We start from the raw sequence: 16,289 nt of genomic DNA on the forward strand, positions 1-16,289 counted from the left end.
ATGTCCTAATCATGCGCTTGCGCCGAAAGCTGGAGGCTGATGCGGCCAACCCTCGCCTGGTCAAAACATCCCGTGGCGCAGGGTACTTCTTCAACGCTGACGTAGATGTTAGCTACGGAGGCACGTTGGCCGCGTGAAAGTGAGCTATGCTGGAGATTGGGGTGACGAGGCTGATCAAGCCTTCCAACAGTACCAGCCTGATCAATTACGGCGAGAGCTACCGGTCCGGAGATCGCATCAGCCCCTCTGTCGTCAAGAGAGCTGTTCTGCTTGACCCCAGCCATGGGAGCTCAACGCCCCGCGTCGGAGCGCTCCCTGCTTCTGAAGGAAGCCATTAGGTCCGCTCGGGCTTGATCGGAGGCTTGGCTGATGGACGTCGTGGTTGCTTCGCTCAGTTGCCGCCCCATGGCGCGGCTTTGCGGATTATCAATCCTCTGCCTCTTCGCCGGTCTCAACAGCGCTGTGTAATGTTCATTGTTTATGATGACGCCCCCGCTGTTCACGAGGTTGCTCCTGTCAAGTGTACTCGTCAGTCCGTCCTGGGCCTCACGCTTGTTGCCCAAGTGCCGTTCAAACGGCGCTGGCGCGACTTGTTGAGCTCGAGAGATGGGTCCCTGCTCTCCTGCGTGGCCATGAGCTTGTGCCGCGGTCTGCGCAGCGGCGTCCCCAATGGCACGAGCCTCCATGCCGACTGCGTCTTCCGGACGAGCAGCAAGGGCAATTTCGCGCCCGAGTGCGAACTTCCGGACATGAGTTAGTGCACTGATGTCAGCGGTTTTCATATAGCGCTTGGCATCTTCATCCAGCGACCGCTCGTGAAGCCGATCCGCAATCCCCGGCTTTTTGTTTTCAACCAGGCATTGACTGAAACGTCTAAGAGCAGACCCATAGACCTCAACGGTACGGGGTTTCGGCCCCGTCGGCGCTGCCTCGTACGCTTTGATGAGAGCCGCTGTGTACTCTCTGATGAGCACGGCGTCGGCAGGGTGGGGATTCAGGGCAGGGCGGCCCACCACTGGCGCTCCGCCCGCCCACGTCTTGAGACGACCCAGTGACCCAGCCACGGCCGAGGGGCCGCCACCCCAGATCTCGTACTCCTTGCGATCCCGATCCAGCGACGAATCGTGAAGCCGATCCGCAATCCCCGGCTTGTTATTTTCAACGAGCCAATGACCAAAGCCGAAAAGAATATCTACATGGCGCTTGACCGTGATCTCCCCGACCTTACCGGCATAGAGTGCTGACCTCAGCCCTTCGACAAGGGTCGCATCGTTGGAATAAAGAGGACCCTTGTCGGGACCGGAGACCACTTTTGGGCGATCTGGCTGCACCGCCGCCGGCACAGAACGAGCATGGTCACGCAACTCGGACGGTGCGGGGGGATTCAGATCAACCACTGACGAATCCGGCGCATGATGATGGCGCGCCGTTGAGTGACCCGGCTGCAGCACCGAGGCACCCAGCATCGACCCACTGCCTCCGGCGTACGGCGCCGCGGCGTGTTCTTGTCCGCTCCCTTGCATCATGGGCTGCGCCTCCCATGGCAATGCACCCACTTGATGGGTGGGGGCCTGCATCAGCACGCGAGCGCCTGAATTGCCGATCTCGCTCAGCTGCGGCTCAGTGGAAACGTCCTGCAGACGACTGTTCGGGGTCCTTTGCCTCTTCGCTGGTCTCAACTCCGCTGTATCATGCTCACGGTTGATGAGGACCTCCTCGCTTGGTAGCTGGTTGCTCCTGTCCTGTGCAGCGATCCGCTCGTCCGGCGCGCGCTGGTCGCCGTCGCGCCAGCTCAGGGGACGAAAGGACCCTGCGGGATCCGAGGCTTGGTGATGGGGCCCAGTTGGCACGAAAGACGATGCCAGAACAGCGTCGTCTTCATTAGCTTTCCCAGGGGGGAGATACTCTGGCCAACTGTATTCCTCCTGCGGCCCGCTGCGCTGCGCAGCGGCGTCCCCCTTGCTCTCAAGACTTTGAAATTTAAATGGGTCCCCGGGAGCAACGTCTGGCGCTGACTGGCCGAGCCGCTTGATCTGCTGGTGAAACGTCCCAACGGGGCTTTCCTTAACCGCGTCTCGGGCCTGTCGGTCCATGAGTTCAAAGTTCGTAAGATTATTTGCCGTTCCGAATGTATTGTCACCCCTGAGGCGGGTTTGTAGTGCCTGCCGATTGACGACGAGGTTGTTGAGGTTCAGGTTATCTGGCTGCGATTGCAATCGCCCAACCAGCGCCCGCGTGCCGTCCACCACGTAGACTCCGCAATCCACCACGTTGCTCTGCTGGGCGATGCGGGATACGCCCACGCGGGTCTCCAGGCTGGCGCCCAGATTTTCTGCGAGCTCTTTTGCAAGCGTGTCATTGCATCCGTTGTAGGAGTCATAATGATAGGCAACCGGCCGTTCCCGGTCGCTGCGATCAACGAACAGCAGCGACCAATGGGTGCCGCGCTCCGCAAGAGTCTTACCGCCATCGCTCACTGGCACGAACAGGAAGTCGGCTGTGTCGTTACCGTTCTGATTATGGACGATGCGCTGGAATGCGCTTAGCTTGTCGCTCTCGGAGCCCAAGCGCAGATGATAATTGGCTACGAGGGGATCCACGAACCGCGTCCGGGCGGCGAGATCTGGATTGTTCCCCTGCAACTCCTGCTCCAGGAGTTGGTAATCCCTCTGGATATGTTCGTCGCCTAGCCATTCCAATGCGCCGAGCACCCGCCCGTCTTTAGCTTCCCCAGGGAGCTTCTCTGGCCGACCCAATGCCTCCTGCGTCCCGCTGCGCTGCGCAGCGGCGTCCCCAATGGCACGAGCCTCCATGCCGACTGCGTCTTCCGGACGAGCAGCAAGGGCAATTTCGCGCCCGGGTGCGAACTTCCGGAGATGAGCTAGTGCACTGATCCTCCGGTTACCACCGGAGTTCACATAGCGCTTGGCATCTTCATCCAGCGACCCCTCGTGAAGCCGATCCGCAATCCCCGGCTTTCTGTTTTCATGCAGGTATTCACTGAAACGTATAAGAGTAGATCCATAGACCTGAATGGTACCGCGATTCGGCCCGGTCGCAGGCGCTTCTTTGTACTCTTTGATGAGAGCCGCTGTGTAATCTCTGATGAGCGCGGCGTCGGCAGGGTAGGGATTCCGGACAGGGCGGTCGACCACTGGCGCTCCGCCCGCCAACGTCTTGAGACGACCCAGTGCTCTAGCCACGATCGAGGGGCCACCCCTGCTCTCGTACTCCGAGGGGCCACCCCTGCTCTCGTACTCCTTGCGATCCTGATCCAGCGACGATTCGTCAAGCCGAGCAGCAAATCCCGGCCTGTTATTGTCAAAGAGCCAACGACCAAAGCCGAGAAGAGAATTTACATGGCGCTTGACCGTGCTCTCCTTGACCTTACCCGCGTAAGCTGACCTCAGCCCTTCGACAACGGTCGCATCGTTGGAATAGAGGGGACCCTTGTCGGGACCGGAGACCACTTTTGGAGGATCTGGCTGCACCGCCGCCGGCACAGAACGAGCATGGTCACGCAACTCGGACGGTGCGGGGGGATTCAGATCAACCACTGACGAATCCGGCGCATGATGATGGCGCGCCGTTGAGTGACCCGGCTGCAGCACCGAGGCACCCAGCATCGACCCACTGCCTCCGGCATACGGCGCCGCGGCGTGTTCTTGTCCGCTCCCTTGCATCATGGGCTGCGCTTCCCATGGCAATGCACCCACTTGATGGGTGGGGGCCTGCATCAGCACGCGAGCGCCTGAATTGCCGATCTCGCTCAGCTGCGGCTCAGTGGCAACGTCCTGCAGACGACTGTTCAGGGGCCTTTGCCTCTTCGCTGGTCTCAACTCCGCTGTATCATGCTCACGGTTGATGAGGACCTCCTCGCTTGATAGCTGGTTGCTCCTGTCCTGTGCAGCGATCCGCTCGTCCGGCGCGCGCTGGTCGCCGTCGCGCCAGCTCAGGGGACGAAAGGACCCTGCGGGATCCGAGGCTTGGTGATGGGGCCCAGTTGGCACGAAAGACGATGCCAGAACAGCGTCGTCTTCATTAGCTTTCCCAGGGAGCTCGCGCCCGAGTTCGGACTTCCGGAGATGAGCTAGTGCACTGATCCCACCGGAGTTGTTATAGCGCTTGGCATCTTCATCCAGCGACCCCTCGTGAAGCCGAGCCGCAATCCCCGGCTTTTTGTTTTCAACGAGGTATTCACTGAAACGTCTAGGAGCAGATCCATAGGTCTGAATGGTACCGGGATTCGGCCCGGTCGGCGCTGCCTTGTACTCTTTGATGGGAGCCGCTGTGTAATCTCTGATGAGCGCGGCGTCGGCAGGGTCGGGATTATTCAGGACAGCGGCGCGGTCCAGCACTGGCGCTCCGCCCGCCCACGTCTTGAGATGACCCACTGCTCTAGCCACGTCCGAGGAGCCACTCTTGCTCTCGTACTCCTTGAGATCCGGATCCAGCGACTCCTCGTGAAGCCGAGCAGCAAATCCCGGCCTGTTATTATCAAAGAGCCAACGACCAAAGCCGAGAAGAGAATTTACATGGCGCTTGACCGTGCTCTCCAATGCTGACCTCAGCCCTTCGACAATGGTCGCATCGTTGGAATAGAGAGGACCCTTGTCGCGACCGGAGACCCCTATTGGAGGATCTGGCTGCACCGCCGCCGGCACAGAACGAGCAGGGTCACGCAACTCGGACGGTGCGGGGGGATTCAGATCAGCCACTGACGAATCCGGCGCATCATGATGGCGCGCCGTTGAGTGACCCGGCTGCAGCACCGAGGCACCCAGCATCGACCCACTGCCTCCGGCGTAGGGCGCCGCGGCGTGTTCTTGTCCGCTCCCTTGCATGAGTTGCGCCTCCCATGGCGATGGTAGAAGGTCCGCGTGCGGAATCGAGTCGAAATATCCCGACAAATCAGCGTCGACCATCTGCTTTTGCGACCGAGCCAGCGTTTCGGCCACCGCGGCCTCGCCAACCGCGGAGGGCGTCTCCTCAGCCCCGGCGAACGCTGGCCCGGCAGGCGCCGCCGGCACAGAACGAGCATGGTCACGCAACTCGAACGGTGCGGGGGGATTCAGATCAACCACTGACGAATCGCGCGCCGTTGAGTGACCCGGCTGCAGCACCGAGGCACCCAGCATCGACCCACTGCCTCCGGCGTAGGGCGCCGCGGCGTGTTCTTGTCCGCTCCCTTGCGTCATGAGTTGCGCCTCCCATGGCGATCGTAGAAGGTCCGCGTGCGGAATCGAGTCGAAATATCCCGACAAATCAGCGTCGACCTTCTGCTTTTGCAACCGAGCCCACCTTTCGGCCAACGCGGCCTCGCCAACCGCGGAGGGCGTCTCCCCAGCCCTGGCGAACGCTGGCCCGGCAGGCGCCGCCGGCACAGAACGAGCAGGGTCACGCAACTCGGACGGTGAGGGGGGATTCAGATCAACCACTGACGAATCCGGCGCATGATGATGGCGCGCCGTTGAGTGATCCGGCTGCAGCACCGAGGCACCCAGCATCGACCCACTGCCTCCGGCGTAGGGCGCCGCGGCGTGTTCTTGTCCGCTCCCTTGCACCATGAGTTGCGCCTCCCATGGCGATGTATCCACTTGAGGGCCGGGATCATGCACTGGTTCGTCCATTTGCTTTTGCAACCGAGCCCACCTTTCGGCCACCGCGGCCTCGCCAACCGCGGAGGGCGTCTCCTCAGCCCTGGCGAACGCTGGCCCGGCAGGCGCCGCCGGCACAGAACGAGCATGGTCACGCAACTCGAACGGTGCGAGGGGATTCAGATCAACCACTGACGAATCCGGCGCATCATGATGGCGCGCCCTTGAGTGACCCGGCTGCAGCACCGAGGCACCCAGCATCGACCCACTGCCTCCGGTATGCGGTGCCAGGTGCTCGTCCCCCAGCATCATGGGCTGCGCCTCCCATGGCAATGCACCCACTTGATGGGTGGGGGCCTGCATCAGCACGCGAGCGCCTGAATTGCCGATCTCGCTCAGCTGCTTAGCTTTCCCAGGGAGCTTCTCTGGCCGACCCAATGCCTTCTGCGGCCCGCTGTGCTGCGCAGCGGCGTCCCCAATGGCACGAGCCTCCATGCCGACTGCGTCTTCCGGACGAGCAGCAAGGGCAATTTCGCGCCCGAGTGCGGCGTACGGCGGGAACTTCCGGAGATGAGCTAGTGCACTGATCCACCGGTTACCACTGGAGTCCAAATAACGCCTGGCATCTTCATCCAGCGACCCCTCGTAAAGCCGAGCCGCAATCCCCGGCCTGCTGTTTTCATGCAGGTATTGACTGAAACGTCTAAGAGTAGCCGCATAGTCCTGAGTGGTTTTGGGATTCGGCCCGGTCGCAGGCTCTGCCTCGTACTTTTTGATGAGAGCCGCTTTGTAATCTCTGATGAGCTCGGCGTCGACAGGGTCGGGATTCAGGGCAGCGCGGCCCACCATTGGCGCTCCGCCCGCCGACTCTTTGAGACGACCCAGTGCTCTAGCCACGTTCGAGGAGCCACTCTCGCGCTGGTACTCCTTGAGATCCTGATCCAGCAACGGATCGTCAAGCCGAGCAGCAAATCCCGGCTTGTTATTATCAAAGAGCCAACGACCAAAGCCGAGAAGAGAATTTACATGGTCCGTGACCGTGCGCTCCCCGACCTTACCGGCATAGAGTGCTGACCGCAGCCCTTCGACAACGGTCGCATCGTTGGAATAAAGAGGACGCTTGTCGCGACCGGAGACCACTACTGGAGGATCTGGCTGCACCGCCGCCGGCATAGAACGAGCATGGTCACGCAACTCGAACGGTGCGGGGGGATTCAGATCAACCACTGACGAATCCGGCGCATGATGATGGCGTGTTTCCCCGGGAACAACGTCCCGTACGAACACCGAGTCTGGGTTGCCTTGGTCCGGCGCGACTGGAGCCAGGGCTCTGTCGTGCAACGCTCGCGCTGACTGGCCGAGCCGCTTGATCCGCTGGTGAAACGTCCCAACGGGGCTTTCCTTAACCGCGTCTCGCGCCTGTCGGTCCATGAGTTCAAAGTTCGTGAGATAATTTGCCGTTCCAGATGTATCGTCACCCATGAGTCGGGTTTGTAGTGCCTGCCGATTGACGACGAGGTTGTTGAGGTTCAGGTCTGGCAGGTCTGGCAGGTCTGGCTGCCATCTTTGCAATCGCCCAACCAGCGCCCGCGTGCCGTCCACCACGTAGACTCCGCAATCCCACTCGTTGCTCTGCTGGGCGATGCGGGGTAAGTCCACGCGGGTCTCCAGGCTGGCGCCCAGCCTTTCTGCGAGGTGTTTTGCAAGCTTGTCATGCCATCCGCTGACGGAGTCATAATGATAGGCAACCGGCCGTTCCCGGTCGCTGCGATCAACGAACAGCAGCGACCAATGTTTGCCGCGCTCCGCAAGAGTCTTACCGCCATCGCTCACTGGCACGAACAGGAAGTCGGCTGTGTCGTTACCGTTCTGATTATGGACGATGCGCTGGAATGCGCTTAGCTTGTCGCTCTCGGAGCCCAAGCGCAGATGATAATTGGCTACGAGGGGATCCACGAACCGCGTCCGGGCGGCGAGTTCTGGATTGTTCCCCTGCAACTCCTGCTCCAGGAGCTGGTAATCCCTGTGGATATGTTCGTCGCCTAGCAATTGCAATGCGCCGAGCACCCGCCCGCTGGGGTCGCCGAAAACACCAAAAAACCCTTCGACCGCGGGGGACATCCCCTCAGGAAAGAGCTCTGGCGAGGCGGAATTCCCCGCCCGCAAGCTGGGCGGAGCGAATTCCGGTGGCCTCAGTGGCACCTCCTCGCTTGGTACCAGGTTGCTCCTGTCCTGTGCAGCGATCCGCTCGTCCGGCGCGCGCTGGTCGCCGTCGCGCCAGATCAGGGGACGAAAGGACTCTGCGGGATCCGAGGCTTGGTGATGGTGCCCAGTTGGTACGAAAGACGATGGCAGAACAGCGGCGTCTTCATTAGCTTCCCCAGGGAGCTTCTCTGGCCGACCCAATGCCTTCTGCGGCCCGCTGTGCTGCGCAGCGGCGTCCCCAATGGCACGAGCCACCATGCCGACTGCGTCTTCCGGACGAGCAGCAAGGGCAATTTCGCGCCCGAGTGCGGCGGACGGCAGGAACTTCCGGAGTTGAGCTAGTGCAATGATCCTCCGGTCACCACTGGAGTCCTTATAGCGCTTGGCATCTTCATCCAGCGACTCCTCGTGAAGCCGAGCCGCAATCCCCGGCTTGTTGTTTTCAACCAGGTATTCACTGAAACGTCTAAGAGTAGCTCCATAGTCGTGAATGGTTTGGCGATTCGGCCCGGTCGCAGGCGCTCCCTTGTACTCTTTGATGAGAGCCGCTTTGTACTCTTTGATGAGCACGGCGTCGGCAGGGTCGGGATTCAGGACAGCGCGGCCCACCATTGGCACTCCGCCCGCCGACTCTCTGAGACGACGCAGTGCCACAGCCACAGTCGAGGAGCCACCACTGCTCTCGTACTCCTTGAGATCTTCATCCAGCGACTCCTCGTGAAGCCGAGCAGCAAATCCCGGCTTGTTATTTTTAAAGAGCCAACGACCAAAGCCGTAAAGAGAATTTACATGGCGCTTGACCGTTTCCTCCTTGGCCTTACCCGCGTAGAGTGACCTCAGCCGTTCGACAACGGTCGCATCGTTGGAATAAAGAGGACGCTTGCAGCCGCGACCGTCGGAGACCACTACTGGAGGATCTGGCTGCACCGCCGCCGGCACGGGGGAACGAGCATGGTCACGCAACTCGAACGGTGCGGAAGGATTCAGATCACCCACTGACGAATCCGGCGCATGATGATGGCGCGCCGTTGAGTGACCCGGCTGCAGCACCGAGGCACCTAGCATCGACCCACTGCCTCCGGCGTACGGCGCCGCGGCGTGTTCTTGTCCGCTCCCTTGCATCATGGGCTGCGCTTCCCATGGGGCCGCGCCTTTGATGAGGCTCAGGTCTCCCTGAGACGGATGAGGATGGAACGGGTCTGGCAGAGCCGGAACGCCGGGGGCGGGAATTTGGGCAGCGGCTTGGCGCGCCTCGCCCGAGCGCTGCTCAAAGCCCTCTTGCCCGGCCTGTGCCGCTTGCTCTTGAGATGCCGGGGGCTGCACCTGCCGCCAACCTGTTACATTGGATAGGTCAAATTTGTGCCGGTTCACGCTAGCCTCACGTCCACAGATCAGCTGAGCAACCTACTCGGGCATACTTACGAGAAGCTGACGAGGTCCGCGGTCCCGGAGCGGGTAGGCCTAATTTTCTGCGCGCCGATTGCGCTAGCGCGACGTAGCCCGGCCTTTTGCCAGCTCGGCAGCTACGGCTCGCAAAGAGCGTCGTAAGGCTTGCGGAGCCGCCCCTCAGCTCCCGTCGAGGAGCAATCCACAATTCACATATTTGGAGATGGCTCGCTGGTTTACCGGTCTGCGAGCCCTGCAAGCCCATGCTTCAGATGCCGCCCGTGCAGAGGTATTTCATTTCGAGGTAGTCCTCGAGGCAATGGCGGGAACCCTGCGTCAGCGGGAGCGTCAGCTACATAGTCGATAACACGCGCTTTTTACCTCGGTCTCGGCTCGCAACGATGGATTGCTAACGGCGAACTCATGCTGGTCGGCAAGGCGATACTGGCTGGAGCATCAACTCGGCCGACGAGAGTGGCCACACCATCCTAGACAGGATCGGCCGATATGCCCGGCATCGCCGCTCTGCAAAAAGCACAGCGGGCATCCAGACGTTGCCGGGTTGACTATGGGTGTCCGAACCGCGAAAAGAGGCCGCTCTTTATGAGTGGCGTGCGCTGGCAGTCTAACCCCAAGCCCCCCGCCCGGGCTGCCGGCGCGCTTCTAGGAACATCGAGGTAGATGACGAGACTCCGAACTACATTTCCAAAGCTATCGGTGGATTCACATTTCAAGCCAAATCGATTTCCCACAGCCAGGCGCGAACGTTCGACTGGACCATTCAGAATTCACATCAAGGTGCACCGCTATTGCGTCCCGAACAGGTTCGGCTGCTCGATGACGACTACGAGATTGTTCTTATCAAAGGTCTGCCACCATTAAAATTGAGGAAGGTGCGTTATTTCTCGGATCGCATTCTGAAACGCATCTTTGAAAGCCAGACAGGCGCCCTCCCGGAGCCGGCGCCCTTGACGGGAGCAGAGGAGGCGCTCTCCGCAGAATCTCAACTCGATGACCCGCTGTGTGAATTGGCGCAGGACTTTGACGATACAGTTTGATGTGAGGCTAGTATGAACCGGCGAAATAGTAATCCATCCCGTTTAACAGCTTTGTCGCAGGTGCAGGACGCCGGCTTGGAAGACGGGCAAGCGGTCCAGGCCCGGCGAGTGGGCTTTGAGCAGCACGTGTCCGAGGCGCTCCGGCCACTGTTCGATGGTCGAGCTGACGAGCCGCCTACCGGTCCAGAGGAGCTTCTGCGACTGGAAAAAGGGTTTCGCGAGGTGCTTCAGCGAGGGCAGGATCATCAAGCCGCCTCGTCTTTTTTCAGCGATCCAAGGATGCCCGCTGGACGGGATGACCCCAAGGGAAGCGTGTCGGACGCTTTCGCAGCAGCCGGCTCTAGGCACGCCGGAGTTGAGGCCGCCGCCCCGCCAGTGTTAGCTGCCAGCCAACAGCAGATCCGGCCCTCGCCAGTTGCGTTTGACCGACCGGTATCATCCTCGGCTGCTGCAGGCGTGCGCTTGTATGCCCCTTCGATGATCTCTCGGAAGACCAGTTCCGAAAACTGCGATCAGTTGCCCGCCTTGTGCTGCCGCCTCGCCGTCGAGGTCGAAACGCCAGCGAATCAATGGAAGGTCAGCGGGCCATGGGGGCAGAGTGCAACGGCGTCTACACCGCCTATTTGAGGGGAGAGGTACACTTGGCTTTCCTGTTCCAGCAGCATCCGGCCGCACACCGACGCGATGGGGAGCTAGAATTCAAATCGGACCTTCGCAAGGCACGCACCGCGGATCAAACGCCGTTCGTTTGGGAAAAATGGCTCAGTACCGACAAAGCTTCTGTAATGGCCCTAGTGGCCTCGGTCGCGCTCTTGGTCGCGATACAGTGGCAAGACCCCCAGATCAACGAGGCGGTCCTAAGCGAACTGCGGACGATTCAGATCAACTACGCATTGCTCCAGCGAGACGTCGCCCGCGCAGACATGGTATTGGACTTCCGTTCCGTTGCTTCTACCGGGCAAGCATTAAAAAGGAACCTTCAAAACTACCAACGCCTTGTTGGGATCTCGCCCAATGAGAGCTCCGGGGTGCACTCCAGGTTGGTTGCACAGCTCAAAAATTCCCTCGAAAACACAGAAGCTGCCATCTCGGCCTCGGCCGCGCAAAATGAGCTTCTGCAAAGCTCTCTGGTACGCTTTGCTCGCTCGGCTAATCGCCTTCGGGGGGGAGTGTCGAACAGGCCTGAATTTTCCAATCTGATCCTTCAATTTTCGGCCAGACCGGGATTCAGCCTCGCATTACAAATCGATCAGTCTCTCCGCCGACTTCCTCCTAGCCAGGACCAAGTCACGGAGGATGTTGCCCGCGAGGGCCGCGCTATCCTGTCCTCAATGTTGAGGTTGGACCGCGCTGTCAATCGGATCCCATCCTTCGACACGTTCGCCAAGGCTGCCGAATTGGAGCGAGAACATCTGAAAGCCTACAGCTTCGCCAGCGCGCAAGCGCAGCGTACACGACTTTTCTTTGGCTTGGTGTCCATATGCCTCTGCTTGTTTGCGACCATTCGAGCCTCCACGCTGCATGTGCGGACGAACCGGTTGGAAAGGCGGTTAGAGCTTGAAGCGGCGATGAGTGAGATCGAAGCTTGTTTCATCGACAGTCAAGCAACGAAGGCTTCGCGGCGCTTCTCCACCGAAGCAGCGCTTAGACTCATTCAATGCGTTTTCGATGCCGATCAATGCGCGCTTGCTCTGGTGGATCCGAGTATCAGCAGGAATACCGAGTACTTTGTCGCGAACAAGCGCATGCGCGTCTGGAACGCCACGCTAATCCATGAAGTCGTCTCACTTGTACACCCGGAACAGCCAGTGTTTCGCGTCGTTCCGGCGTCGGAAGTGGTTCGGACTGCCGTAGGCACTACCGGTGTTTGTCAAATTGTTGGTTGCAGGGCCTCCGATCAGCAGGCTGCGGTTTGTATCCTTGTTTTTGAAGGAGATCGCTCACCACCCTCCACAGACGACCTCCTGGTTCTGGCGAGCGCTACTGTGCGTTTAGGCAACCATCTTGAAATGCAACGTGTACACACGGAACGTAACCTTTTTGAGAGTCGATGGGAGCATGCGGAAAGGCTGACGGCTGTCGGCACAATCGCAAGCGGCGTTACACATGAATTCAATAATGTTCTAGGAGCAATAGTCGGCTACGCAGAGATGGCTAAAGGTCTTGTGCGCCGCCCCTCGAGAATTCGGGGCCACATCGGCCAAATTATCTTGGCCAGCAACCGAGCCAAGCTGATTATTGATCAAATTTTGTCACTAAGCCGAACTCGGAAGCGCGTGACGATGCCTTTCGACGTCTCGGAGAGTGTAATGGATCTCGCGCCATTGCTGCGGGTTACACTTCGTGCGGATGTTCAGTTGAACTTCAAGATCAACGAGTGGCAAACGGTGATCGAGGGCAGCCCGACCGAGATACAGCAAATCCTTATGAATCTATGCAAGAACGCGTCGGAGGCTCTCTTGAATGAGGGCCGTGTCGAGATTAGCGTTTCTCGCGCTCACGTCTGTCAAACGAAGCCCGTGGCTAAGGGCACCTTGAAACCGGGAGATTACGTTCTCCTCTCCATCAGCGACGATGGCCAAGGAATCGCAAGTTCGGTGCTTCCGCACATCTTTGAGCCCTTTTTTACCACGCGCTCTCGCGTCGGCGGGACCGGACTGGGTCTTGCTGCGGTGGACCGCCATGTGAGCGCGCTCGCAGGATGCCTTGACGTCACCTCGGCTGTTGGCCGAGGTACACGCTTCGATCTCTACTTACCGGCCTGCGCTGAGGAGCAGGTCAGAGCTGATAGCGCTTCCGGTCCATACGATGGATCACTTGGCAATGGAGAAATCATTGCAGTCGTGGAGTCCGATCCAGCAGCGTTGGAGATCTACAACGATAAGATCGCCGCGCTTGGTTATAAGCCTGTCGGCTTCGCGACCTTCGAAAGTCTTTGCGACTGGATCGAGAGCGGGAAGGCAGCCGACCTCCTTATTTTTGATCAAGCGACTTTCCTCGGGCCAGGACAGCCCGAAGCCGTACGTACCACCCTGATGACGGTGCCCATCATCGTCGTTGGTGGAAGCGACCCCATGCCGATCACATCTGGTAATCAGACCTTCGTCCTTTGGCTAGCCAAACCGGTCTCGTCCAGGACGATGGAGCATGCAATCCGTAGGATGATAATGGCATGACGCGCTCAGGCTACCGAGCTACCGAGGCAATCGGAGGCGGAGCCGGCTGGGATCCAGCAAATACAAGAGCGTCGGACGATCTCTGCGCACCCGGCTCATGGCGAGTTCCCCTCGAACACTGTCGTCGGCTTCCGCCCAAGGAAGGGCTCCCCGACCACAGCAAACCTGCCGCCGTGCTCGTGACCGTCAAGGACAAGTCGCCGCGCGATGGGGTCTGCGGGCCTCCATCCTTGACAAGTCACTGCGCGCTGGCGGCGACAGGCGACGGGTAATATAGGGTCGGGACGAGGAGATGGTCGCCAATCGGTCATGCAAGATGGTTGACGAAAAGCAAAGCTTGACAATCATCGCCCCATTCACGCCAGACTTCTCCTGTGCGCTTATCACTCGGCTACGGCTCCTCGCCTGCCCCGACAAGGCTATCGCCGCCCGGCCGGGCAAGCGATGTCCCAGGTTCCGACGTGTTCCTTTCATGCTTGATGGACCTAGGCCCCGGCAGGGCGGGAGCATGAGGCTGGGTTCTCGGTCGCGGATCTGGGAGGCAAGCACGGGGTAAGCGAAGGCTCGACCCACCATTGGGGAGGCCGGCTTCGGCACGGAGGTGCGGCCTCGGCGTTGAGAGGCATCGGATCGGGTGTAGCAGGACTTTCGAACTAACTGCCGACAACACACTGGATAGGCTGTTCTCGTCGTTCGGTCCAGTTCACCTCGCCTATGTCGAGATTTTACGGCGCTTCACTAACCGGGCACCGCACGATGGCAACTCGTTCTCTCCGGCAAAAGATACTCCCTGTGTTAGCTTCCGTGTTGTGTGCTTGCCCTCACCTGCGGGATACGTAAGGCCATCTCTAAAAGCATCGAATGCGGCAGCGACAGCGCGAACTCCAAAGCGATGCTCCCGCCGTACGCGGACAAAACCGTTTTCGAAGTCCACTATTCCGTCCTTGGCCAGCATCGCCAAACGCTCATCTGAACCGCGAAGACGGATCGGATCAGATCCGTGGGCGACACAGATTGCCGGCACGTCAGCCTCGAAATCGCACATTAATCGCTCGATGATTGCGGCTCGCAGGCGGTCGTCGTCTGTGAGGCGATGGCCCTTCGATATCGCCAGTCGGCCAGCTGCGATGTGCCGGATGTAGAAATCCCGTGTAACTTCGTTTTGAACGTACCCCTGGCCGATGCGGCCGATAGCCGACGCGCCGAAACCGATCAGGGTTCTGCAGGTATCGGCAGAGTAGCCCAACGAGTTACGTCGCAAGCGACCTGTTTCCTGTGCCAGCGCGAGCTCGTCGTGCGGCAAGGCGAAATGGTCGAGCCCGATCTCTCGGTAGCCGGCGGCAACCAGCGTCACGGCGACAGCCGCATGCTGTTCAGCGCGGGCAGCGCTGTGGGGAAGAAATTCCGCCTCGATGAGGCGCTGGTTCTTTATTTGGGATGGGATATGCGAGTAGCCGAACAAGGCAAGCCGGTCGGGGCGCATGGCGACCGCTGCCCTCGCCGTCTCGACGCACGACTCCACCGTTTGACGCGGCAGGCCGTAGATGAGGTCGAAGTTGATCCGGTTTACTCCATGCCGTCGCAGCATTTCCACGGCAGCCGACGTCTGGGCCTCGCTCTGGATTCGGTTGATCGCTTTTTGAACAATGTGATCGAAGCTCTGTACGCCCAGGCTCGCGCGGTTCACGCCGGCCGCTCCCAAGCCTTCCGCCATCTCGGGCGTGAGCGTGCGTGGATCGATCTCGATGGCGACCGTAGCTGTTTTCGAGATGGCGAAGCGGCATCGCAGGAACTCCATCAGAGCGAGGAACTCGGCTGGTCCGATGAGAGACGGCGTTCCGCCGCCGAAATGTATGTCGCTCACGGGCAGCGTCTTCGGCACTCGCTCGCAAACCAGACGGATCTCGTCACGCAGCGCCGCCAGATAGTTGAGGATGGGCGCATCATGGCGGGTGATGGTGGTTGGGAAGCCGCAATACCAGCAGGCTGATCGGCAGAACGGAACGTGCAGATAGAGTGACACCGGATCCTCAGCCGGCAGGTTCCTGAGCCATGCCTCATAAGCCTCGGCGCCGACCGCCCCGGAGAACTCCGACACAGCCGGATAGATAGTGTACCAAGGCAGCCGGGCCTCTCGAAATTTCGTGGTCTGCAAAGGCACAATCCCATACTGATAACAACCAACCCTACCCACCGCGCCCGTCTGGGTCCTTGCGCTATGTCAGTCCGTTCCGTTTGGGCTCGAATCTAGATCTTTTTAGCAATGGGCGCCGTTCAGTCTTAGGCTGGACAGCGATGGTCTGAGCACCTGGTCACCGACTGATGATGGTGATCCGTCAGACCCTCACGCGCCCCTTTTGTTCGACTATCCCATCCCTTCCCTTCACCTGCGCCTCGGAGATTCTACTGAGCGCAGCTGCCGCAATGGGCGAGACATACGGGCTTGGGACCAGATTTTGCTCGCCAGATAGTGCCGGCCCCCTTAGTGAACTCTGCCATGTCGATGAGCTCGTTGTTTGAATTGCTGGCAAGATGCATTAGCTGTGGCGCGCCGCTTTCAGGACGAGAACCTGCTCGGCGCGACAGTCCTGTCCGCCGCAATGCCAAGGCAGGCGCCCTACTGGCTTTGATGCAAAGCTGCAGCGCGTGGTTGTCGACCATCATCTCGCCAAAATGACGGCGTCGTGCCGAGCGGTCCCGCCGCATGATGCCTCAACGTCGGGCTCACCACAAACAATGCTCTCCCCATGAACGAAACTGTCGCGAAGCGAACAGTCGAACCGTAGCCGAAACGTTTTCCGTTCGTGCTTGGGTGGATCCGCAAGGCAAAAACAAGGAAGTGCGAACCAAGGTCCGCCCGCACAATT

Annotated in this window: 5 protein-coding genes and 1 pseudogene; 3 read left to right on the plus strand and 3 right to left on the minus strand. The window is 60.0% G+C overall.

All coding sequences use genetic code 11. The features are described 5' to 3' along the window. A partial coding sequence (locus tag NKK50_RS26315) for a winged helix-turn-helix domain-containing protein (RefSeq protein ID WP_352544138.1) occupies positions 1 to 137 on the plus strand: 137 nt, incomplete at its 5' end. Between the two features lie 153 nt (positions 138 to 290). On the opposite strand, the gene NKK50_RS26320 is transcribed toward NKK50_RS26315, so the two are convergent. Beyond that, positions 291 to 9,173 carry a Ulp1 family isopeptidase gene (locus NKK50_RS26320; protein ID WP_352544062.1) on the minus strand — a complete coding sequence of 2,961 codons (8,883 nt, stop codon included), beginning with the start codon at positions 9,171 to 9,173 and terminating at the stop codon, positions 291 to 293. 695 nt (positions 9,174 to 9,868) lie between these two features. Here NKK50_RS26320 and NKK50_RS26325 point away from each other — a divergent pair. Next, positions 9,869 to 10,246 (plus strand): annotated as a pseudogene (locus NKK50_RS26325) (type IV secretory system conjugative DNA transfer family protein); the annotation flags it as partial. A 42-nt stretch (positions 10,247 to 10,288) separates the two neighbouring features. Here NKK50_RS26325 and NKK50_RS26330 read toward each other — a convergent pair. Further along, complete coding sequence (locus NKK50_RS26330; RefSeq protein WP_023671823.1) at positions 10,289 to 10,492, minus strand: hypothetical protein; 204 nt, start codon at positions 10,490 to 10,492, stop codon at positions 10,289 to 10,291. Between the two features lie 395 nt (positions 10,493 to 10,887). On the opposite strand from NKK50_RS26330, the gene NKK50_RS26335 reads away from it, so the two are divergent. Beyond that, positions 10,888 to 13,422 (plus strand): two-component system VirA-like sensor kinase, encoded by a 2,535-nt coding sequence (locus NKK50_RS26335; protein ID WP_352544063.1) that lies wholly within the window; start codon positions 10,888 to 10,890, stop codon positions 13,420 to 13,422. Between the two features lie 712 nt (positions 13,423 to 14,134). On the opposite strand, the gene hemN is transcribed toward NKK50_RS26335, so the two are convergent. Next, positions 14,135 to 15,577 (minus strand): oxygen-independent coproporphyrinogen III oxidase, encoded by a 1,443-nt coding sequence (gene hemN, locus NKK50_RS26340; protein ID WP_352544064.1) that lies wholly within the window; start codon positions 15,575 to 15,577, stop codon positions 14,135 to 14,137. Positions 15,578 to 16,289: the final 712 nt, after the last annotated feature.

It is taken from the genome of Mesorhizobium sp. M0001 (genome assembly GCF_040324255.1).
Classification (GTDB): Bacteria; Pseudomonadota; Alphaproteobacteria; order Rhizobiales; family Rhizobiaceae; genus Mesorhizobium.